General features: G+C 67.9%; 10 protein-coding genes. 4 read left to right on the top strand and 6 right to left on the bottom strand.

From position 1 onward, the window contains the following. Positions 1 to 15 precede the first annotated feature (15 nt). The 3 genes from ADL29_RS28425 to ADL29_RS28415 form a co-directional block, all read right to left on the bottom strand. Positions 16 to 4,059 carry an Eco57I restriction-modification methylase domain-containing protein gene (locus tag ADL29_RS28425; RefSeq protein ID WP_053926435.1) on the bottom strand — a complete coding sequence of 1,348 codons (4,044 nt, stop codon included), beginning with the start codon at positions 4,057 to 4,059 and terminating at the stop codon, positions 16 to 18. Next, the gene (locus tag ADL29_RS28420) at positions 4,059 to 6,986 is read right to left on the bottom strand and encodes a DEAD/DEAH box helicase (RefSeq protein WP_053926434.1); all 2,928 of its coding nucleotides are present in this window, start codon (positions 6,984 to 6,986) and stop codon (positions 4,059 to 4,061) included. Before ADL29_RS28420 ends, ADL29_RS28425 begins: the two co-directional genes overlap by 1 nt. Positions 6,987 to 7,049: 63 nt before the next feature. Next, positions 7,050 to 13,283, bottom strand: a complete 6,234-nt coding sequence (locus ADL29_RS28415; RefSeq protein WP_425424290.1) for a protein kinase domain-containing protein — start codon at positions 13,281 to 13,283, stop codon at positions 7,050 to 7,052. A gap of 819 nt (positions 13,284 to 14,102) precedes the next feature. Between ADL29_RS28415 and ADL29_RS28410 the strand changes: the two genes are divergently transcribed. Continuing rightward, positions 14,103 to 15,644 (top strand): hypothetical protein, encoded by a 1,542-nt coding sequence (locus tag ADL29_RS28410; protein ID WP_245689671.1) that lies wholly within the window; start codon positions 14,103 to 14,105, stop codon positions 15,642 to 15,644. Between the two features lie 179 nt (positions 15,645 to 15,823). Continuing rightward, positions 15,824 to 15,961 (top strand): hypothetical protein, encoded by a 138-nt coding sequence (locus ADL29_RS43720; RefSeq protein ID WP_157878593.1) that lies wholly within the window; start codon positions 15,824 to 15,826, stop codon positions 15,959 to 15,961. Here the strand turns inward: ADL29_RS43720 and ADL29_RS46125 are convergent. The 3 genes from ADL29_RS46125 to ADL29_RS28400 all read right to left on the bottom strand — a co-directional run bounded on the left by ADL29_RS46125 (position 15,958) and on the right by ADL29_RS28400 (position 17,945). Continuing rightward, positions 15,958 to 16,080 carry a hypothetical protein gene (locus tag ADL29_RS46125; RefSeq protein WP_281181974.1) on the bottom strand — a complete coding sequence of 41 codons (123 nt, stop codon included), beginning with the start codon at positions 16,078 to 16,080 and terminating at the stop codon, positions 15,958 to 15,960. The genes ADL29_RS43720 and ADL29_RS46125 overlap by 4 nt on opposite strands. Positions 16,081 to 16,479: 399 nt before the next feature. Then, positions 16,480 to 16,962 carry a DedA family protein gene (locus ADL29_RS28405; RefSeq protein WP_053926432.1) on the bottom strand — a complete coding sequence of 161 codons (483 nt, stop codon included), beginning with the start codon at positions 16,960 to 16,962 and terminating at the stop codon, positions 16,480 to 16,482. Positions 16,963 to 17,057: 95 nt separating this feature from the next. Further along, complete coding sequence (locus ADL29_RS28400) at positions 17,058 to 17,945, bottom strand: polysaccharide deacetylase family protein (protein ID WP_063788556.1); 888 nt, start codon at positions 17,943 to 17,945, stop codon at positions 17,058 to 17,060. A 1,489-nt stretch (positions 17,946 to 19,434) separates the two neighbouring features. Between ADL29_RS28400 and ADL29_RS28395 the strand changes: the two genes are divergently transcribed. Together ADL29_RS28395 and ADL29_RS28390 are read left to right on the top strand one after the other, a co-directional pair. Further along, on the top strand, positions 19,435 to 20,547 hold the full coding sequence (locus ADL29_RS28395) for an oxygenase MpaB family protein (protein ID WP_078971355.1): 1,113 nt from the start codon (positions 19,435 to 19,437) through the stop codon (positions 20,545 to 20,547). Between the two features lie 96 nt (positions 20,548 to 20,643). Beyond that, on the top strand, positions 20,644 to 21,381 hold the full coding sequence (locus ADL29_RS28390) for a phosphotransferase (RefSeq protein WP_053926430.1): 738 nt from the start codon (positions 20,644 to 20,646) through the stop codon (positions 21,379 to 21,381). Positions 21,382 to 21,492: the final 111 nt, after the last annotated feature.

Genomic DNA, 21,492 nt, shown 5'->3' with positions numbered 1-21,492 from the left:
TGCTGCGACGGGCCCTCAGTCGTACTCGGGTCGGGCCGGATGGCGGGGGCCCTTGCCCGGGGGCGGGGCGAGCGGGGACGTGTAGTTCTCGCCATCCAAGAGCGGGTTATCGAGGGTTAGGCCGGCGGCGGCCATGCGGTCGTAGAAGTCGAGGATAAGATCCTTGGTGCGATAGGAGCCGCACTTCGCCTCGTCCTTGCGCTTGACGATGGGGAAGGCTTCGAGGATGTAGTCCACGTCGTCCCGGGCGATGCCGTAGAGGTGGAAAAACAGCGCGTCCAGCTCGGCGCGGATAATCGTCCGGCGGTAATCGTCCCAGTGGAAGGGAGCGCCGATGTCACCCAAGTCGTTGGCGAAAGCGTCCATGTCGGAGGCCGTGTACGTGAGTTCCAGCACCCTTCGCAAAATAAAGGATCGATGCCGAGATAGCTGCTGCAAACTGGGGACCGGGAGCTGGTTCACAATAAAGAAACTCATTGAGGAACCGCCGATCTTTTGCCGAGCTACATAATCCAGAGCGATAGAAGACCAAGCGGCGCCAAGCAGTACGGCATTTACGCCACCCGCAGTCAGCATGAACTTGTGACCGTACCCAGCTAGCGGGGCAAACGACGAGACCATCGTCCTTTCGCTGACATTGTTGGTGACATCTCGCCACCCAAGGAACCACTTAGTGCGCGACGGCTTGCGGGATACCTCCTTCTCCACTAGCGAACTGTGAATCCAATACCGGGGTATGCCGCGATACTCCGGGTCATTGTGCTCTGCAGGAGTGGATTGCGGAAGAGTCCCTTTGTTCAACTGCTTTTGGGTTGCCCCCTCATACGTGGCAAAGCGGTGGTCGTAGTGGTGGAACATTTTAGCTTCGTATAGCGGGAGCATGCGGTCAGCATCGCGAGCGAAGGTGTTACCGGTGAGGGTCCAGCCTTCCGCTTCGAGTTGCTCGCGGGTGTGGAATAGGTGAGAGTCGTTCGACATATGGAACATGGTCGTGAACGACAAGTTCCAGGGATTACCGTTGGGGTCACCCTCCTTGATGAGGACGGGCACGCTACGATAGATGTCGAGAGTTATTTCGGCATCGCGACGAGTGCGGAATATTGGACAAGTTCCAGTGTTGGGGTTGATGCGATCGATATCGGCAGGCTTAAGGCTGAAGCGCCGTTCGTTGATCTGTTCAACTTGGCGCACTTTAAAGACTAGTGAAATGCCCGCTTCAGGGGTCCCTGAACCCATAATGGTCAGCAGGCAAAATCTAGTCTGATTGTGAACCCCAGGGAACACCTTCTCTTCATTCTCGAAGTCGTATAGCGAGGAAAGAGAACCGTGCTGGACAAGGTCCTTGAAGAAGAACTGCGTCGTGGCGTCGGTGGCAATACCTGTGGGTACGATCACGCCTGTACGGCCCGTCGGGCGGATGAGCACGCGGTCGGTCTCGGCGAACACGGCATACGTGTTGATGTCGCCTCGACCGGTGAACGGGTAGCGGAGCGACGAGCGCAGGAACTGACTCTCGCCCTCCGCGCGACGCTTGGCCGCGATGAACTCGGCGAAGAGTTCTGGGTTGGTCGTCGGCAGGGCCGCAATGCGCTTCTTGCGGGCAGCAGCGTTCGGGGCCGTGGCGATTGCCTCGTCGCGCTGGGCGAAGAACTCCTGTTCCTGGAGCTTGATGCGCTCCCACGGCGGGTTGCCGAGCACGCAGGAGAAGCCCCCGGTCCAGCCCACCGACTCGTCAACCTCCGCGTCGGCGGCAGGGGCATCCGGGACCCGGAAGACCTCGGGGAACTCCAGATGCCAGTGGAAGAACTTGTACTGCTCGGCGAGGCGGATGATCTCCTCATTCGTGCTCACCGGGATGCCCGCTCCGGGGCTCTGGAGGTCGCGGAACACGCCTTCCGTGACCGGGGTCGGCGCGCCGGACCACTTCGGCCAGACGAACGCCGCGCACCAGGCGTCAGCGATGTGCAGCGCGCTGACGTACTTTGCGGACTGCTCCAGCTCGCGGAAGCGGCTGGACTGGAGCCGCACATCCCGGAGGGTGTTGGACGGGGCGTCGGTGATCTCGCGGAGGGTCGCCGCGAAGGCTGCGTTGGAGACCCAGATGCGCTCCTCCGTGTGGAAGATGAGCTGGCCGGCCTGCTCTTTGGCGTTACGCTTCCTCACCGCTGACGCGATCTTCTTGTCATCGCCCTCGATCGGCTTGAACGCATCGTCCGGTATGCCATCGGCCAGAAGCGCAGGCGTCGCGCCGATCAGCGCGTTGCCGTGCTTGATGTGAGCGTCCAGGAAGCCGAGCGGCTTGCCCGGTTCCATGGCCTCCAGCCACAGCGACACCTTGGCGAGTTCGACGGCCATGGGGTTCAGGTCCACGCCGTAGATGCAGCGGGCGACGACCTCGTGCAGGGCGTGGCGTACGGCGTCGATCGTCGGCTCGGGGTTCTGTTCGCGGACCGCCGCAACCCTCTTGGCAATACGCCGGGCCGCCGCGACGAGGAAGTGACCGGAGCCGCAAGCCGGGTCGCAGACAGTGAGGTTGAGGAGTTCCTCGACAATCGCCGGGCCAGGGTCCGGCTGCCCCGACCTCGTAGCGCGGATCTCGCCGCGCTTCACCGCGTCGTCGATGACCGGGTCGAGCGCCGAATCCAGCAGGCAGTCGATCAGCGACGACGGGGTGTAGTAAGAGCCCGTGGTCTTGCGGGCGTTACCCGCGAGCTCGACCAGTTCGAAGCTGCGCTCGGTGGCCTCGTGCTTGGGGACGAGCTCCAGCAGGGACTCGTAAATCGAGCCGAGTTCCTCGGCGTCCAGGTGGCGGTAGTCGATGACACGGGTCCGCTTCGCGCCGGGGTCGCGGACCGTCGCCAGGGCGCGTACAGCGGCGAGCAGATGCTCATTGGAAAGCTTGAGGTCGTGCAGGAGCTTGTCGGCCTCGGTGTCGTCGAAGATCCCGCCAAGCGCGGGGAGCCCCAGCTCCTTCCGGCCGTCGTCGTTGCCGAGGCCGGACAGGACGAAGCGCAGGGTCTCGTATAAGTCGCCATGGGCCGTACCGCGCCGCCGCTGCGCCTGGCGGCGAAGCCGCGTGGAGGAAAAGTACGCGACGTATCGCTCCTTTGCAGCAGCATCCGCAGACGGCGCATGCAGCACCCCGCGGTCCTCGGCCACGAACAGGAACAGCAGCCGGTAAACCAGGCGCAGCAGCGCGTAGTGGAAGGTTCTGACGTCCAGTTCCTCACGCAGCTCCCGGTTGTGGGGGTGCCGGAGGAAGCCCGTGCCGAGCGTGGTGATGGCGCTCTGCACTCCCTTGCGCAGCTGCTCCAGCGCGCGCACGCCCGAGTCGATGGCCTCGGTGCGCCAGTTCTCCAGCCGGCACCCAGAAGGCGCCGCGCCCTCCGCCACCTCGAAGCGGGACACGTGCAGCAGCCGGTACAGCAGCACGAATTCGCTGAACAGCTCGCCGTCGAAGATCGCTTCGAGGTCGAATTCCACATACGACGCCGTCGCGAGCGCGCTGGAGTCGCGGAGCAGCCGCAGCTGCCGGCCGTTCGTCAGGACACCCCACAGATGCGCTTCAGCTCGGTTCAGGCACTCCTGAACCAGCGACTGCGGCGGAACCTCTCCCGGTGCCGGTCGCTTGTCCAGGGATGTGCTCCACGCGGTCATGTGGATGAGCGCATGGTTCCAGCGATGGCTGATCGGGAAGATCTTGGTCCCGTCGTCGGACGCGGCGCCCGACTCGCCCAGCATCGTGAGACGCCCGAACCCCAGCTCCGCGAAGAGCGGTTCCAGCCACTGGCTGCGGGCCAGTCCCGTCGGGTCGGCGGGTGTCTCGGCCTCGGGTGCGACCGGCAGTTTCGCGCGCAGCTCACGCCAGATCGACTTGAGGTAGTCCCAGTGCCTCTCGGCGTCGTCGCGTACCGAGCGGGAGCCGATGACGCCATAGTCCGCGGGTTTGGAGCCGGGGACGTCCTTCCCCTCGGAGATACGCACGAGCATGTCGGCGGGGAGCAGGCCGCCCACGGTGTGGACGGCGGAGAAGACCTGGTTGCGGGTGGTGGCGGACATCAGGCGGCTCCTCCAGAGAGCACCGGCAGGTAGACGTAGACGCCGAGGACGTCGGCAGGCTTCTGGGCGGTCACGCGCAGGCCCCGGACGATCTCGCGGGAGGCGGTGCGCACCCGCCGGTGGGATTCGCGCAGTTCGTCGGCCAGTTCGTCGCCGTACGCCTCCAGGTGCGTGTCCACCGACGGCAGCTGGTCGAGTACGCGCTGCATGGTGCGCTCGCCGAAGGCCGGATCGGTGTTCTCCGTGGCCTGTGCGTCCAGCATGCGCACCGCGGCCCCCTGGGTCAGCCACACCGCGTTCGCCGGGGCGCCCTCGAAGGCGAGCAGCCGGGCGTCCTCGGCGACGAGCTGCTTCTCGCCGTTCCGTGAGGGGAGGGTGAGGTGGAAGCGATAGCGGACCAGCAGCAACGTGGTGCGGGTGGTGACGTCCGTCGTACGGATCACTCCGCAGCGGCGGGCGGGGCGGGTGCCGTCGGCATGGGCGTCGAGCGCGGCGTTGAGGACATGCCCGGCGACGGCGCCGACCACCGGATCCGTACGGACCAGGGCGGCCTCCCCGCGTGCCACGGCCGATGTCGTGCGGAACGGAACGGGCTTTCCGGTCTCGACGATGTCGCCGCCAATGACCGGTGCGAGCGCATCGCGCAGGCCGGCCGGGGTACCGCTGACATCGGCGGTGAAGTCCCCAGAGCCATCCCTGCTGTCGCGTAGGACACCGCTCAGCGCGGCCAGGGAGTGCCGTACGAAGTCACAGACCTCGCCCGCGCTGCCCAGGGTGTCGCGGATGGCGGCGACCTCGCGGGCCACCTCCTCCGGGTGGATACGGCGCTGGGCGAACTTCGCCTGGGAGGTCGTCTCCCGCTCCGCGGCCGAGTTCCAGTCCTTCTCCAGCTGCTTCGCCCGAGCGTCGATCGCGCCCAGCGCGTCGACCTCGAACAGCCCTTCCTGCTGCCCGTGTTGGGCCTGCTGGCCCCGCATCAGCAGCCACTCCACGATCGCGTCCGTCACGCCTGTCGACATCTCATCAGGGACGGAGACGGAAACGCCCAGGTCCTTGCGGATCTGCCGGTGCTTCGTGATGAGCACGTCGAGGACCTTGCCGTCAATGCCGTTGTCGCTGCCGTAGAGCGTGATGATGCGCACCTGGTCGCGCTTCTGCCCGTACCGGTCGACGCGGCCCTCCCGCTGGTCGTGGCGGGTCGGGTTCCAGGCGAGGTCGTAGTGGATCACGGCGTCGAAGTGGTGCTGGAGGTTCACACCCTCCGACAGGCAGTCCGTCGCGACGAGCACCCGCCGGGCGGCCGGGTCGTCGCCCGCCTTGCGGGCCAGTTCCTCGATGTGCTGGATGCGCTGCTGAGGGGAGAGCGTGCCCGTCACGTACCCGACGTCCGTCTTCTTGCCGAGCTTGCCGTCCAGCTGCTCGGCCACGTACTCAGCTGTCGGTATGTAGCGGCAGAACACGATGGGGTTGTAGCCGTCGGCGAGCAGTGCCTTGACGTGCTTGATCAGTGCCTTCAGCTTCAGGTCCCCGCCGGATCCTTCCAACTCCGCCGCACGGTCCGCCAGTTCGGCGAGACGGGCACCCGCATCCTCGGTCTGCGCACCGGGCGCGACATCGAGGCCTTCCAACGCGTCACCGTCGCTGGAGTCCTGCGTCAAGGGAGCGCCGAGATTGTCGGCCTCCTTCGCGTCGGCGGCGGACGCTGCGGCGGAGCGCGTACGCAGAGTCTGGGAGGCGGCGCGCGGGGACGAGACCAAGGAGCGCAGCAGGGCGATGGCGGACCACCAGGCGATACGAGCCTCGCGTTTGCCCTGGCTGCCGGCTGCTTCGACCCGCTCGCTGGCGTACGCGATGGCGTCGTCGAGCAGCGCGCGGTAGGCCGGGGAGAGCTGGTAGGTCTCGTCCTTGAACTGGCGGTCGGAGGGGAAGGCGGTCTGCTCGGCGAGCCGGTCGTCGGCGAGGCCGTCCTCCTTGGTGAGGTACTTGCGCACGTCGGCCCGCTTGCGCTGGACGAAGTGCTGGGCGAGCAGCTCCCGGCCGGCCTTGGAATCGAGGTCGACCGTGGCGAGCTCCGGCTTGACCAGGCCCAGCAGATTGCGGAAGGCGGATTCCTTGCCGCTGTGCGGGGTGGCGGTCACCAGCAGCAGATGGCGTTCGGCGTCCTCTGCAATGCGGCTCAGCAACTCGTATCGGAGCTGATTCTGGGTGGATGCGTTGTCGTCGGCGGCGACACAGGTATGCGCCTCGTCGACGATGACCAGGTCGGGGCAGTGACGTACGAAGTCGTCACGGTGGCGGGTGGACTTGATGAAGTCGGTGGAGACGACGACGTGAGGGTGCTTGTCGAAGAGGGACTGGCCGAGGTCGAGGCCGCGCTCCAGGCGGGAGACGGTGGAGGCGAGGACGAGTTCGGCGTCGATACCGAACTTGGTGCGCAGCTCCTCCTGCCACTGCTCGGCCAGCGCCGGGGAGCAGAGCACGGCAAGGCCCTTCGCCTCTCCCTGAGCGAGGAGTTCGCTCGCGATGAGGCCCGCCTCGACGGTCTTGCCGATGCCGACGTCGTCGGATATCAGCATGCGGACCGTCTTCTGACGGAGTGCCATGAGGAGCGGGACGAGCTGGTAGGCGCGGGGCTCGACCGCGATTCCGGCTAACGACCGGAACGGGCCCGCGCCGGAGCGGAAGCCGATGCGCAGGGCGGAGCGCAGGAGGCCGGCGGTTTTGGCGTCGCCGAGGTCGCTCGGGTCCGGGGCAGCGAACCGGGCGTCCTCAACGGGCTCGAGGGCGGGGAAGACGGCGGCGATGTCGTCGTCGGCGCCGCCGAGCGGCCGCAGGACGAGCATGTCGGGGGCGCTATCGGGGAGCACGACCCAGTCGCGGCCGCGGGCAGTGACCAGAGAACCGGCCGAGTAGGTGGGCGTCGTCATGGAAGGGTGGATTCCTCTGAGGTTCCTCGGAGAAGGGAAAAGGTGTGCGCGGGCTGCGCGCGGTCAGCGTCTGCCGGAGGAGCTGGTGGCACCTGGGCCGAAATACCGCTGGAACTGCTGGGCGATAGCGGGCCAGTCGCCGTCGTGCGGGAAGCGGACGACGTCCCAGCCAGCGTCCAGGAGCCGGTCCTCGGCGTCCGCGTCGCGCTCGGCGACGGCCTCGTGGCCGTGGACCGGGCCGTCGACGAAGACGGCGACGTTGACGCCGGGGAGGCGGTAGACGTAGTCGGGACGAGCGAGGGCCTCGGTGACGAGGTGCTGTGCCTCGTCGGGGAGCCGCAGCCCGCGCTCCTTCAGCCAGGTCACGAGGTCCCGTTCCAGGCTGGTGTCCGACTGGGCGGACAGCCGCTGGAGCTGGTCGGTGCGGGTCTCCCCGCGTCCGGTTGTCCGCGTGTCGGCGGCGGCGAGGCGCAGCAGCAGGTCGCGGATGGTGTGGCGGTCGATGGCGCCGTGGTTGAGCTGGTTGCTGTACGTGAGGAGGCAGTCGTAGCAGCCTCGGGCACACGGCCGCTCGGTGCCAGGCCTGGCCAGGTCCTCGCCGTGCTCGTCGAAGTGGCAGATGGCCAGGGCCTGGCGGGCCGCCTTGGCCAAGGCGTCGGGCTCCGCCTGGAGGCGGCGGAGCACCCCTGCCCCGCCCTCCGCGGCCTCGGTGAAGAGCAGGCGGTCGCGCGGGCCGTCGTCCGGGGGCAGCAGTTCGCTGTTGAGCTCGGAGTCCTCCAGCTCGAAGGCGGCCTCGATGCCACGTTCCAGGGCGTACATGAGCGACAGCGCTACGGGCTCCGGCAGCGGTTCGTCGAGCCTGGCGACGAGGATGTTGCGGCGGTCCTCGACGTACGGGATGACCCGCTTCTTGCGGCGCTTCTCGTTGCCGTCGGCGTCGACGACGGGCATTTCGCTGGAGTCGCCGGAGGCCTCGGAGGCGTCGCGTTCGTTCATCCAGCGGCCGTCGCCGGGGTCGAGCCAGAAGCCGTCCGGTTCGTCCTTCTTGGCGCGCAGCCGGCCCCGGTTGGTGATGCGTATGGTCGCCGAGTCGCCGTACGAGAGGGTGGCGAGCTGCCCGGCCGCGTCGTACACGAGCGCATCCTGGCGTCCGGGGCGGGTGCCGTGGTCCTGGAAGCGGTACGAGGTGACCAGGCGGAAGCCGGCCCGGCGGCGCTCCTCCTCGTCCGAGGAGATGCGTTCACGGCGCTGGGTGTAGACGGTGTGCAGCTGGAGCAGGCCGTACGTGGCCTGGCCGAGCGGCTCGTTGCACATCTCGCAGCGGTCGGCGCGGTCGCGCGGGTCGTGGTGATATCCGCAGCTTCCGCAGCGGCGGGCCTCGCTGGTGGTGACGTCGCCGGAGGCGTCCGGTGGCAGCTGGATGCGGGTGACCTGGTAGCGGGCGCCCTCGTGGTAGATGAGCGCGCCGGGGCCGAACTCGCGGATGGCGAGGAAGCGCGGGCGTTGCAGGAAGTCGCCGTCGCCGGAGCGGCGCCCGGTGGTGGGGATGTAGGCGGCCAGCGGGAGGCGGGGGAAGGAGTAGCCGGGGAGGAAGCCCTCGGAAGCGAGATAGCGGTAGGGGTTGAAGTCGGAGAGGACCGACTTGCTGTCCGGGGTCTCGTTCTTGAGGAGGTTGAGCTGGGTCTCGGCCTCCTTGCGCCGGCTCACCGCGATCCTGCGGTCGCGCTCGGAGAGGGTGTGGTCGAGGACGCGCTTGTTCTGGATGTACTGGTCGTCGAGCGCGGCGGAGAACAGCTCGCGCCACCGGTCGAAGGCGTCGTTGAACCGCTCCGGGACGGTGCGGACCTTCTCCTCGATCCAGGAGTCGTCCCACCAGGTGGTCGTGGCGAAGTCGGGCAGCAGTCCGCCGAGGACCTGGTACGCGGCCCGGACGGTGCGGGCCTGTGCGTCGGTGTCGCGTGAAGCCGCGGAGATGTCGTCATGCAGGTCCAGGGCGGGCTGGGGGCGGCCGGAGCCCTCCACGTAACCGATGTTGATGACCTGCGGTATCGCCTTGCCCAGCTTGAGTCCGGCTTCGGCGATCCAGATGCCCTGGAGGTGGGAGAGGACCAGGTCCTCGTTGGCGAGGTCGAGGCGGGGCGGGGCGACCGCGCCGGCGACCATGCGCTCGGAGCGGCGGAAGTAGTACTGGTCGTGGCTGTTGCCGGTGGCGCAGTAGGTGGTGACGAGGGCCGGCTGGCCGGAACGGCCCGCCCGGCCGCTGCGCTGGGCGTAGTTGGCCGGGGTCGGCGGGACGTTGCGCATCATGACGGCGTTGAGCGAGGAGATGTCGACGCCCAGCTCCATCGTCGGCGAGCAGTAGAGCAGCTTCAGCTCGGCCTTGCGGAAGGCCTCTTCGCGCCGCTCCCGCTCTCCCGGGTCGACCTGGGCGGTGTGCTCGCGGGCGGCGAAGCCGGCGAGGGCCACGGCGGCGTTCTTGTAGAGGTCGCGGAAGAAGGTGTTGACGCGCGGGCCGTCGCCGCTGGCGTACGTACGGGTGAGGGGGTCGTGTGCTCCGGTCTCTCCCGTGCCGGGCCGCCAGATGAGGGAGGCCGCGGAGACCCGGTAGCCGGTGACGGCGGGCCCCGATGCCGCGCGGCGGCCGCGGCCCGCGCGCTGGGGGGCTTCGCCGATCTCGGTGACCAGTCCGGCCTTGGCAAGGACCTTGAGTAACTCCTCGATGACCAGCTGGATGTCGTCGTTCGGCAGCTCCCGAAAGGCCGTGTTCGTACGGCGCAGGTACTTGCCGAACTTTCCGCGCGCGGACAGGAAGAGCCCCGAGCGGTCCATGCCGGGCCGGGACGGCTGGGGGTAGGCGGTACCGACCTTGGGACTGTCGCTCTTGGTGACGACCCAGGGGTCGATCAGGCGCTCCTCGCTGGCACGCTGCAGGGTGTCGAAGTCGTCGCGGAAGTACTGGACGTCGACGGCGAGGGCGCGGCGCATCTCGTCCAGCAGCGCCTTCGTGATCTCGGCGCGCAGGGCCGGGTCGGCGTCACGGAGGGCGGCATGGGTGGTGTCCCAGCGGTCCTGCCGTTCGGCGAGCCAGCCGAGGTCGGCGTAGTCGATCTCCAGCAGGCCGGTCTGTTCCAGGTTGGGCATGGTGATGCGCCAGCCGCGCTCCAGGTCGAGGTAGAGCCGGAAGGCAATGACGTCGCGCAGGGTCTTGGCGGCGTTGCGCAGCATGTTCGGCGGGAGGTCGGACTGGCCGGTGAAGTCGACCGGTTCGAGGCCGAGGGCGCCCGCGACGCGGGAGGCGAGCTCCTCGTGGGGGATGCCGTCCTCGCCGTCCTCCACTGCCTGGACCGTGGCACGGTAGAGGGCTCCGCGCAGCTGGGTGATCTGGACGAAATCGTTGAAGTGGCCGGCCTGGAGGGAGGCGTCCTGCCGGTTGTCGACGAAGGTGAGGAGCTTGCGTGCTTCCTTGTCCAGGGCGTCGGCGGGCACGGACTTGAGGGAGCGGACGATGGACGCGGAGATGAGCGAGGTCGCGGACGAGCGCCCTTCCTGGTCGAGCGTGGCCAGCTTCGCGAAGTCCTTGCCGCGAGTCTGCTCGTACGACACCCCGCAGTGCAGGCAGAACAGGAACGGGGACGGGATGAAGGCGGCCTTCAGTTCGCCACTGCCCTGGACGCCGTACGGGTCGACGGTAATCGGGCGCGGCAGCCGGTCACGGTAGGACTTCTTGACGACCTCCTGTCCCTTGTCGTCCAGCTCCAGCCAGGATTCGGGCAACCGGCGGTCGGCGATCGCCTCGTCCTCGGTGTGCGGCCAGGGGCGCTCGGGGTCGATGTGGAGGTAGCCGTCCCCGGCCCGGCCGCCCGTGGCGGCGGTGTCACGGCGCGGCTCGTAGCGGATGTCACCGTCCTTCTCGGTGCACCACACCGTCAGGTACTCCTGACCGCACTCGCGGCAGAACGCCAGCGGCATGAGGATCTTGCCGCCCGAGCCGGGCTGCTCGCGCTGGTAGTCGCGGGTGAGGTGACGGGTGAGCTTGTCCTCGAGGGTGACGTAGACGGTGTCGCCCTTGGACAGGAACTGGTGCAGCCGGAAGGCGAACAGGGGGCGCTCGGTGACCGGGTGCTTGGCTTGTGAGCCGGCCTCCAGGGCGAGGCGGATGGCCTCGGCGCACTGCTCCTCGGACACCCCGCTCTGCTCGGCCAGGTCCGTGGCGGCGTTCTCGATTTTTTCCGGCATCTGCCGTACGAGGCGTCCGGTGGCCTCGTCGGTCGCGAGGCCGAAACGGGTCTCGATCCAGCGGGCGAGTGGATCGCGAACCAGGTCGTCGTACGCGCGCGGGGCGGCGGGGGCCCTGAGGCGCTCGGCGGGTACGGTGTCGGGTGCCTCGTCGGTGGCGCGGACGAGGGTCTCGCCGATGACGTGCTCGGGGTGGACCGTGGTACCGAAGAGCTTGGACGCAACGTCGGCGACGACCTGCTTCTGGTCGTCGAGCGAGCCTTCGGTGGACATGGTGGCGGAGGTGCCGACGCACTGGAGGCCGTCGGCCTGGCAGGCCTCGCGGACGCGCCGGATGAGGAAGGCGACGTCGGCGCCCTGGCGACCGCGGTAGGTGTGGAGTTCGTCGAAGACCAGGAACTCCAGGCCCCTGGCCATCTTGACGAGGCTCCTGCGGTCGTCGGGCCGCGTGAGCATCAGCTCCAGCATCACGTAGTTGGTGAGCAGGATGTCCGGCGGATTGTCGCGGATCTCCTTGCGGCGGGCGTCGTCCTCCTGGCCGGTGTAGCGGGCGAAGGTGACGGGCTCCCGACCAGCGCCGAAGCCGTCGCACAGGTATTTCTCCAGCTCCTTGAGCTGGCTGTTGGCCAGTGCGTTCATCGGGTAGACGATGATCGCCCGCACCCGGCCGGGCGCCCCGGAAGCCTCCTGTGCCCGCTGCCGCAGGACCCGGTTGACGATCGGCACGATGTACGACAGCGACTTACCGGAGCCGGTGCCGGTGGTCAGGACGTACGAGGCGCCGGACTCGGCGGCGTCGATCGCCTCGCGCTGGTGCTGGTGCAGGGTGAGCGGACGCCCATCGCAGGCAGTGCCGCCCTCGGTCTTGCCCGCCTGGAAAATACGCGCACAGGCGTCCTCGAGCACCTTCTTGCCGGCGAGTTCGGCAACCGTGCCGGCGGCGGCGAAGAAGGGGTTGAGGGAGAGCCAGGGGTCGGGCCACTGGGACTTGGCGTTGAGGTCGTCCTGGACGAACTCCGCGATGCGCTCGTCACGGATGACCGTGCCGCCCTCGGTGAAGTCGCGGTAGTCACTTATCAGTTGGCGATGGAGGCCGAACACGTCCATGCCGGGTGCGGCGGGGCGCCGCTCGCCGGAGGGGTCAGGCTGTCTGCGCGCCGGTTGGGGCTGCCGCTCCTCGGCGCGGGCGGCGGCGAGGTGGCGTACCGGGTCGGACGCCGCCCAGCTGAGGACGAGCGACCGGTCGCCGTCCTGGGTGGCGTACGGAAGGAGGGCCTCACGGACGGCGACCGCATCCGTGGGGCGGTCGGCCGGGTTCTTGGCGAGCATCCGCTCGACGAGCCGCGCCAGGGCTTCGTCGACGTCGCTGCGGATCAGTCGGATGGGCGTGGGGGTGTCATGGATGTGCTTGTGGGCGAGTTCGAAGGAACTCCCGCCGACGAAGGGCGGTACGCCGTTCAGCATCTCGTACAGCACACAGCCGAGCGCGTACAGGTCTGCGGAAGGGGCGACCCCGCTGACCTGGAACTGTTCGGGAGCCATGTAGCGGGCGGTGCCCACGGTGACGCCACTGCTGGTGAGTTGCGTACCGTCGGGGTCGTCGACGAGACGGCCCATGCCGAAGTCGAGGACCTTGACCACACCGCCTTCGGTGAGCATCACGTTGGCGGGCTTGAGATCGCGGTGGATGACGCCGGCGGCGTGGGCGGCGGTGAGCGCGTTGGCGATCTGGGCGCCGATGGCCGCGACCCAGGCGACCGGGAGCTGGGGCTCTTCCTCGATGAGGTCCGCGAGAGACGCGCCGTTGAGCAGTTCCATCGCGAGGTACGGCAGGTTCCCGTTGGCCACGTCCACGCCACCGTCAATGATGTGCGGCAGGTTGGGGTGGTCCAGCATGCGCATGATGCGCACCTCGCGGGCGAACCGGGCCATGGTCTTGGCGTCGGCCTGTGAATCGATTAACGCACCCGAACGGCGGCGCAGGATCGTCTTCACCGCCACCATGCGATCGGGTGAGGTCTCGTCCGCCTCACGGTCCACGGCCCGGTGCACCTCACCCATGTTGCCCCGGCCTATCGCTCCAACGACACAGAAACGGCCCGCGATGCGCTCCAGGCTCACGCCTGCGCCCCCCTGGTTTGCTGTGGCGTGCCACGGACACGCCTCCCCGCTGAGCCTTCGTCCGTGCAAGGGCGGAGACTGCCACCGCCGCGAGCGTACCCGACTCCCTGATGGGCTGTCAGCGGAAGAGGGATTCACTTACAACCTAAGTGCAACCAGGCCAAGTTGATGCCCCATCAGCATCGCATCACCTAAAAATCGCGCCGCGTCCCTTGCGTTCCGCGGTCTTCAGAAAGCCGCGAAGCAGGTGCAATGCGTGGCTTGTTCGGGGGTTGGCTCCGGAGCCAGCGTCGTGCGCTTCTCCCCCATCCGCCAGAATCACTCGATAGAGAGGGTCCGCGCCACTACCGCGGTGATCGTCTGCTCTGCTGGGCTTGTCGCATGACTGAGCTATCCCCCGAAAGCCTGCATAAGTTGTTGTTTGCCCCGATGCGGGTGCCGCTCCCGGAGCAGGAGCAGCGCGACCGCGGTGTCCTGGCCCCCGTATCGGAACGTGTCCATGCCGGACGTGGCCGGGTGGGAAGGGGCGCAGAGACGGACAGGTTTGCTCCGACGTGGCTTGGTACTTCGGCGGCCCGGTTGGCCGGACGGAGCGGAGTGGGTTCCGGGGCGCCCGGGCGGTTGGATGTGCTGTGGACACGGCACCGTGCTGCCGGGTCGCGCCTGGCAGATCATGTCGCCGCGGTGCGCCGCGGATCGGCCCGGAGCGCAGGGCGGCAGGGTGGGTGGGCCTATGACCCGGAGGTGACACTCGCGGCCATGTCGCAGGACCCGGCCGCCTGGGGGGAGCAGTTCGCGCCATGGATGCAGGGTTGTGCGGAGATGGTCGAGCACGGGCGGGCTCTGCTCGCCGAGGTCCGCAGGATCCGTCGAAGTGGTGCTGGGATGGCCGGATCGGAGCAGGTGGGGCTGGTGCCGGTCGTGGTGGGTGCGGATCCAGTGGGAGCGCTGGTCGCTCGGGCCCGGCTCGGGGAGAATGCGGGCCGCTCCACGAAATCGAAGCTGTCACAGTGCGATGCTGCGGAGTGGACGGCCGTGATGGAGGAGTTCGGGCTCCAGGGAGTGGCGGCGTACCCGAACTTCGCGCTGGGTTCCTGGTGGATGGGCCTGCTGTCGGACGACTACGGCGACTGGCGCCAGGATTACCTTGCCATTCTCGACTACTCCTTCTACGTCGAATACAACGTCGACACCGCCTACGGGGACCGGAAAGATCGCCTGAAGCGCGAAATCCTGTCACTCTGGGACATGCCGGACCTCCCCGCAGATCTGCAGGCGCGCCGCGCGCATGTAGCAGCCGACCTCGCCTACTTCGACACGAAGCGCCGCGATGAAGCGGATACCAGCGACCTGACCACGACGGGCCTCACCGCCTGGGTCTACCACGACCGTGACCACTGGCGTGACCTCAAAGCGGTCGACAGCGGTATTTTCGGGCACTACCTGTCGTTCGTCCCCGGCCCCGCAGGACGAGACGACATGATGCTGACCGGCCTGACCAACGACTGGGTCGACATCGGCCCCGACCTGCGCCATCAAGAATGCGGCCAGTCGGTCCTGGCGCTGACCCGAGGGTCGCTGGTCATGGACGACTTGCTGGACTGCTACGAGCGGACCGTGTGGATGCTCAACACCCAGTGGACGGACACGGGCAGCATCCGTGCAGAGCGCTACGCCGCGTGCATGGAGACGCTGGGCACCTGCCTGTGGCAGATGGGGAACCACCGCCAGGACCCGTGGCGCTACTACGCGCTCACCTTCGACCTGTGCCAGGCCGCGCAAGAGCGAGAGCTGTACGCGGTGGGCCAACTCGCAGACTGCTACGCCCAGGACCTCACCCCGATCACGCCTACCGGCACACTCCGGGTACGTGTCCCACGGCGGAGCCTGCCCTTCACGGTCGGCGTCGGCAGCATCCGGCACACCGGTACGGTCAGCCTCCACACCGCGGTCTGCACGGCTGTGGAGACCGGCGTCCTCCCCATGGCCACCGTCGAGCAACAGTTCATCATCCCCTGGCTCCTCCGGGAGCGCAGAATCTCCCCCTCGGCCTTCCTCACATACATGGACCGCACCTACTGCCGCCGCTTCTCACAGATCATGCGGTCCGGGTACGCGAACGACTTCCGCCGCCCCTACGGCGAGGCGATCGGGGCGCTGGTGATGGAGCAGTGGTGGCACGGCATGTACTTCGCGATCGGGGCGGGAAGCCTGATCGAAGCCCAGCCTGACCACGTCGCGGGTGACCGGGTGAACCCGGGAGAACGGAATAGTCGAGGTGTCGACCAGCTGGGCGCATGAACGGCTCTACCGTGCAGCGGAGTGATCAACCCCCGAAGGACGTCCGGAGCCAACCACTGAGCGTGTCTCTTCGATCAGGCAGCCCGTTGTTCTGGCCGTGATGAGTCGGGGGGATCTGCCCCCGGCGGCGGAACAGCCTCGCGATCCCGCCGCGCGCAACCGCCCAGGAGTCCGTGGCCATGACCCCGACCACGGTGGTTCCCCCGGGTGAGACCTGCGGACGGGACCTCTGGGAGAACGAACTCGACCGAGACGCCACCAAGGGTGCCGCCCGTCCCAACGACGTGCAATCGTCTCCGGTCGCACAGGGTGCCTAGCGGGCGTAGCCTTCAACGCCTTGGGCGGCCACCATGGTGTCCCCGTACGGCACGGTCGACTGGTCGTTGGTGACGATTCCCAGGCCGCGGATCTGTCCCTTGTTCGGTCCGTACTCCATGGCAATGCTCAGAACCCGCTGTTAGCGACACTGAGGCGCGCCTCGGGGCTTCCCCGTGTCGTCGGCGCAGGACTGGTGCACGAGATCGAGACCGTCCTCGCTGACGGCGGCTTCGGTCAGGGACGCGTCCTCGCCCTACAGGATCACTCCGACGGCGTCCTTGTCCTGGAGCGCTCATCAGACCGGTGATCGTCGCGCACGTCGCCGACCCGGTGTCTGCACCCGCGTCACCATCACCGGCATCCGCAGCGCGCTGGGCCCTGCTCGCCGGCCTCCATACGACCGCCCCAGCGCACGGCCTCCTCCTCGTCACCAGGCACCCACCCGCGGCCCGCCAAGCAAGTCGGCCTGCTGCTGCACTTTCTCGCCCGCCGCGGCACCCGCCCTCGCGGGACGGGCTCACGATTCCTCGGCCACGGTGTCACCGGAGCGCAGGGCCGCCCTTTTTCTGCGGTACACCACCACCCCGCACACCGCGAGGAGGAGGACGGCCACGGCGGACACCCCAAGGGCCGTCCGCTCGGCGAAGAGCCTTCCCAGCACGTCGAGCACGCCAAGCCCCACGGTCGCGTAGACCAGCGCCCAGGCCGCTCCGCCCACGAACAGGGCGGGCAGGTAGCGCGGCAACGGCATGCGCATGCTGCCCGCGAGGAAGTTGGCGGCTGTCTGGAAACCGACGGCCAGGAAGGAGACGGCCACCACCGGCGCGCCCCACCGCTGGATCGCCCGCTCGGCGCGCCCGAACTTCGCCGTGGCGATCCGCCCGGCGAACCTGCTGCGCCGGGCACCGGCGCCGGCGAGCCACCCGACGGCGAACGTCCCTCCGGCGCGCAGCAGGACGATGACGTACAGGGCTCCGGCCGTGAGCACGATCTCATCCACGATGCCTCGTCCCAAGCTCCGGGCCGGAACCCGGGACGCCCGTCAACCCGCATGGGCGTGCCGCCCCAGCGGGCGCACAACGCGCACAAGCCCGGTCACCGTCTCTCACCTGTGCCCTGCCTCTGCCCGTTCCGTCCTATGGGTTGCCACCTGCGGCACCGGAACCCGAACCTGCACGTCCGCACGCCAGCACGCCTGCATGTCAGGCAAGGTAAGCCTAACCGAACGCGCATACGGGAGTACAGGGCGGCGATCTGGTATCCGTGGGCGTGGAGGGTGTCGATGAGTTGCGGGAGGGCGTCGGCGTCGAGGACGGTGTCCTGGCCGTGGAAGCCCACGTGCATCTGGATGATCTCGCCGGGCCGCAGGGCGTCCAGTGCCCGCTGGATGACCTTCGGCACGGTCATACCTCCTGCCGGGCCGAGATAGCCCTTGGTGTCAGTGGTCCATTCGATGTCTGCGAACCCCAGGGCGTTCACTTCGGCGATCTGCTGTGGGGTGGTATCGCCATAGGGAAAGCGGAAGAACGGCAGCGGAGCGGTGCCGGTGGCGGCGCGGATGGCATGGTCAGCCCTGAGAACCTCTGCCGCGCGCCGGCCGGGTTTCAGGGTCTCGAAGTGCGGGTGGCTGTAGGAGTGGTTGCCGATGCCGTACCCGGCCTTCGCGATCGCTCGGGCGGCTGCGGAGTGGCGGTCGGCGAAGTCGCCCGTGAGGAAGAAGGTGGCAGGGGCGTGGTATCGGCGTAGCACTCCGAGCACCCTGGCGATGCCCCCAACATCCCAGGCGGCGTTGAACGTGAGCGCCACCACCCGTCGTTGGGTGCGCATCGTGCGGTTCTCCGACCCGTACAGATCCCGCAATGGTTCGTGAGGGCAAGGGCGCACATGGTCGGCCGACGTGGCGGTGGTCGCAGTGCGGTCATGTCCGACGACGGCCGACGGCGCCATGGCGGATACCGCCAACGCCACCGCCGCGACGGCCACCGCGCGCACCGTGGCCCGTTTCGCTGCTTCCGAGAGAGAGGTCACGGCGGAACGTTAGCGACAAATCACCCAGGCGAGGCCGGACACAGGTCTCGCGTACATCACACCCCCCGAGAACAAGCCGCACCGCAGGAGGTCTTCTTGCCCAGCCCGATCCCGCCGCTGCCCGCCGTCCGGGCGCGGGACGCGAATGCGGTCCGCCGTTCGGCGTAGCCCGGGGCTGATGCCGCAGTTCTCCTTGCGGCATGGGCATTGTCCGGCCAGGTCACGAACGTTGAGGCGCCACGGCCGGCGACGGTCATCGAGGCGCGCAACTCCTCCTGCCACTGACCCAGCGATCCAGAAGTTGACAATCTGTTGAATGGATCTTGATTGTGCAGGTGGGAGGTCCGTAAGCTCCGCCATGCACGCGATCACCCCCCTCTGCGGGTGCTTCCGCGGAGGGGAAGTCCATTTCGCGAAGGACTACTTCTTGAAGAACATCGGCAAGATAGCCGCTGCCGCCGTCGCCTCCGCCGCCCTGGTACTGACCGGCACGACCTCGGCTCAAAGCGCACCGGCGAGTTCGGCATCACCTTCACGAACAGCAGCGGAAACCAGCGCGTCAAGGACATCCGCCAGTTCACCAAGAGCTCCCCGCTGAAGATGTCCTACCACCCCGCCAAGGCCCTCAAATGCCCCGCAGGCTACAAGTACGGCGCCGCCTGGTGGATCCGCCCCTCCGACAGTCACGTCATCTGGTCGCCCGAAGTCTCCTGCTGATCCCGGCTGCATGACCGCGGGCCCCGCCCTGGCTGGTGTGGGCCCTGCATCCGGTGCCGGTCGAGCCGAGGGCGGCCACGCCCACCGTGAACTCAGGCGATTGCGGCGGGAAGAGGCGGCGGCACGGTCCCGGGCGATCACAGGCAAGAGTGCGCACGCCGTCCGTTTCACCAGGCAGGCACGCCGATACTGCAGCCTGCAATCGGTACCTCTCCCACGTCACCCCGGCCATCGACCGGGGGTCGCAGGTGGCGACCAGGCATTCGGGGAGTTCCCGTACCCGGCTCCACCGTTGGACCTGACTCGGTGCAGCTCCAGCTGCGCATCCACCAGTTCCTGCGAGAGAGTCGATCTTGACAGCCACACCCTTTGCATACGCCCTTAAGTTCGATTCAAGATTTTCGATTTGCCCGCTGAGCCCTGCGGATACGCGTGTGACGGTGCACTTGGCGAGATAGCGCTTGAGCAGGCGAGCCTTAGCAATTCAGTTGGCGGGCAGAGTAGTGACACGCGCTCTGAGCCTGACGCTTTTCCTGAAATTTCCCGGAGACGTCAGCGCGCGAGCGGCGACGGCGGCCCGACCCTTCCGTCCAGGCGTCGCCACTGGATCTGAGCAGAAGTCGCGGTCCGCCACCACCCTCTCCTCACGCGGGTGACGTTCCCGCTGAAGAACCCCGTGGGCTGGTAGAGGTGGGCGTTGCCCATGACCTACTTCGAGGAGGCAGGAATGCCCGCCAGTGTGTGGACGGACGAGGTGCTGGACCGGATGCGGGGCACCGGGGATGCGGCGGGCGACGCCGCGATCAACGAGACCTACGAGCTGGGCCGGCAGGAAGCGGTACGACAGGCGCTGCACGGCTTCGGCAAGAACAGCCAGGCGCTGCCCACCGGCCTGCCGCCCCGCCTCCAGCACTACTTCGAGCTCAGCTCGGTACTGCCCGAGTGGGCCGATCCTGAGCTGATCGAGCGCGGTCGCGCACTGCTGGGCCGCTACGAGGCGCTGGTCGTCTCGACGCTGCTGTGCGGCTCCCTCCCGCTGTGCTACGGCTGCGGTGACGGGGCCGAGGTGCTGGCGCGTTCGCAGCGGCTGACCTCGGGGGTGTACCGGCGGCTGATGGAGACCTCGCAGTTCGTCGTCGACGTCCTCGACGACGGAGGACTGGGGCCCCAGGGACACGGTCTGCGCTCGGCGCAGAAGATCCGTCTGCTGCACGCCACCATGCGGTACCACGTCGGCCGCCAGGGCGACTGGAACGGGTCCTGGGGACTGCCGGTCAACCAGGAGGATCTGGCCGGGACGCTGATGAGCTTCTCGGTCGTCATCCCCCGCGGTCTGGCACGGCTGGGCGTCGACCTCCCGCGCGAGGACCGCGACGCGTTCTTCCACGTCTGGCGGGTCGTCGGGCACGTCCTGGGCGTCGACAACCAGCTGAACCCGTCCACCTTCGACGACGGCGCGGAGCTTTTCGACACCATCCTCCGGCGCCAGCAGAGGTCCTCGGAGGCCGGCATCGCCCTGACCAAGGCGATCCTCGACTTCATCCGTGAGGTGCTGCCCGGCCCGGCCTTCGCCGGTGCCGGGCCGACCCTGATCCGGCACCTGATCGGAGACCCGGCCGCCGACCTGGTCAAGGTCCCGGCGGCGGACTTCACCAAGACCGCACTCCAGGCCGGTTCCGTGATGAACTTCGGCTACGGGAAGACCGGTGACACCGTTCCCCTCGTCGCAAAGGCAGCAAGCGAACTGGGGCTGGCCGTATTCAAGAACGGCCTACGGCTGACCAACAGGGGCCGCCGCTACGAGTGGCAAGTCCCCACCGGACTGACCGAGACGACCTGACCCGAAGCGGGCTTCATGAACGCATCAGTCGACGAGTCCCGCCAGATGGACCACTCAGTCACGACGCGGTGATCACCAACACCGCACGATGGAGGGATGACTGAGTCGTCCTTGCCTGGTGGGTTGGACAACCACGTTGTGCGTGTCGGGTCCACCGTGCGCCGCCCCGCGTCGGCCAGGACCGGGTTCATCGGCCACTTGCTGAAGACATTCGAGACCAGCGGATGGACCGGTGCACCGCGCTACCGCGGCATCGACGAGGAGGGGCGCGAAGTGCTCACCTACCTCGAAGGGCACGTGGCCTGGGAGCCGCAACAGCCGCCGGCCGTGTGCTCCGACGAAAGTCTGGTGCGGGTTGCTCAGCTCGTGCGGGAGTTTCACGACCTGACGGCAGGCACGGAACTGGCCGGATCACACGAGGTCGTATGTCACAACGACCTCTCGCCCAAGAACACCGTCTATCGGCCCGTGAGCGGCGCCTTGCGCCCAGTGGCCTTTATCGACTGGGACTTGGCTGCGCCGGGTGGGCGCATTCATGACGTCGCCCACGTATGTTGGCAATATCTCGGACTTGGGCCAGGCGTCGGAGATACGGCCCACACTGCGCGACGGTTGAGGCTGATCGCTGACAGCTATGGGCTGGTCGAACGGAGTGATCTCGTTTCCGTGATCTTGTGGTGGCAGGACAGGTGCTGGCGTGGCATCGAAGCTGCTGCGGACTCTGGAAACCCCTCAATGGTCCGTCTCCGCGATGCGGGGGCAGTGACAGAGGTGCAGGAGGCGTATCAGTGGGCCTCTGATCACCGGGTCGATATGGAGAGCGCCCTGCGTTGACCACCGAGCACACGTCACGCGTCGAGCGTGTGCCTGCTCCGACTGCTCGACCGGGACGGGATCGAGGTGGCGGCGGTCGGCGAGTTCCTGCTCGATGCTCGCCGACGACGA

The sequence above is a fragment of the Streptomyces chattanoogensis genome (genome assembly GCF_001294335.1).
In the GTDB taxonomy this organism is placed as follows: domain Bacteria; phylum Actinomycetota; class Actinomycetes; order Streptomycetales; family Streptomycetaceae; genus Streptomyces; species Streptomyces chattanoogensis.
Note: the sequence above shows the minus strand (reverse complement) of the source record. Positions and strands in the feature narration are given on the sequence as shown.

Coding starts and splice junctions, on each gene's coding strand:
- ADL29_RS28425 (WP_053926435.1), bottom strand. CDS start 4,059: ATGTCCGCCACCACCCGCAACCAGGTCTTCTCCGCCGTCCACACCGTG.
- ADL29_RS28420 (WP_053926434.1), bottom strand. CDS start 6,986: ATGACGACGCCCACCTACTCGGCCGGTTCTCTGGTCACTGCCCGCGGC.
- ADL29_RS28415 (WP_425424290.1), bottom strand. CDS start 13,283: ATGGGTGAGGTGCACCGGGCCGTGGACCGTGAGGCGGACGAGACCTCA.
- ADL29_RS28410 (WP_245689671.1), top strand. CDS start 14,103: ATGTCGCAGGACCCGGCCGCCTGGGGGGAGCAGTTCGCGCCATGGATG.
- ADL29_RS43720 (WP_157878593.1), top strand. CDS start 15,824: ATGACCCCGACCACGGTGGTTCCCCCGGGTGAGACCTGCGGACGGGAC.
- ADL29_RS46125 (WP_281181974.1), bottom strand. CDS start 16,080: ATGGAGTACGGACCGAACAAGGGACAGATCCGCGGCCTGGGAATCGTC.
- ADL29_RS28395 (WP_078971355.1), top strand. CDS start 19,435: ATGCCCGCCAGTGTGTGGACGGACGAGGTGCTGGACCGGATGCGGGGC.
- ADL29_RS28390 (WP_053926430.1), top strand. CDS start 20,644: ATGACTGAGTCGTCCTTGCCTGGTGGGTTGGACAACCACGTTGTGCGT.